At 75.8% G+C, this 748-nt stretch carries 1 protein-coding gene; it reads left to right on the forward strand.

Annotated elements, in window-relative coordinates; all coding sequences use genetic code 11:
* Positions 1-47 precede the first annotated feature (47 nt).
* The gene (locus tag A612_RS12305) at positions 48-632 is read left to right on the forward strand and encodes a TPM domain-containing protein (protein ID WP_040436795.1); all 585 of its coding nucleotides are present in this window, start codon (positions 48-50) and stop codon (positions 630-632) included.
* Positions 633-748: the final 116 nt, after the last annotated feature.

Genomic DNA, 748 nt, shown 5'->3' on the forward strand with positions numbered 1-748 from the left:
GCGGGGGCGGAGCCTCCGGGAGCTGGTAGGGCGAGAGGAGGAGCCAGATGTCCAGTCCTGCGCACAGTCCTTCCGCGGTGGCGCGCCCGCCGGGCCTGCTGCAGCGCGCCGCCCGGCTGCTGCGCCACCGCTGGGCCGACGGCATCCTCGGCCGGGCGCTGCCGCCGCAGATGCTCGAGCGCCTGGCCGCGCGCGTGGCCGCCAGCGAGCGGCGCCACACGGGCCAGATCCGCATCTGCATCGAGGGCGGGCTGCCCCGCTCCTACCTGTGCCGGGGCGCCTCGCCCCGCGAGCGCGCCATCACGCAGTTCGGCAAGCTGCGGGTGTGGGACACCGAGCACAACAACGGCGTGCTGATCTACCTGCTGCTGGCCGAGCGCGCCATCGAAATCGTCGCCGACCGGGGCCTCGCGCGCGCCGTCCCCGAGGAGAGCTGGCGCGCCATGGCCGCGCACATGGGCGAAGCCTTCCGTGCAGGACGTTACGAAGACGGGCTGACGCAAGCGCTCAGCGAGGTGTCGGCGCTGCTGGTGGCGCATTTTCCGGCGCCGCAGGACGAACCGGCGGGAAGCCGGCCCAACGAGCTGCCGGACGCGCCGGTGCTGGCGCGCGGCTGGGCGCAGCGGGGCTGACCAGGACAGGGCAGCCCAAGCGCGGGGCGCCTGCTCAGCCGCCTGCGGGCGCAAGCGGCCAGACCTGCCCTGCCCCCACGGCGTACAGCCTGCGCCCCGGCGCCGGCGCCAGCGTG

This window comes from Melaminivora alkalimesophila (assembly GCF_000282995.1).
Lineage (GTDB): Bacteria > Pseudomonadota > Gammaproteobacteria > Burkholderiales > Burkholderiaceae_C > Melaminivora > Melaminivora alkalimesophila.

Bases quoted from the DNA above. Each gene is read 5' to 3' on its own strand.
- A612_RS12305 (WP_040436795.1), top strand. From the start codon at position 48: ATGTCCAGTCCTGCGCACAGTCCTTCCGCGGTGGCGCGCCCGCCGGGC.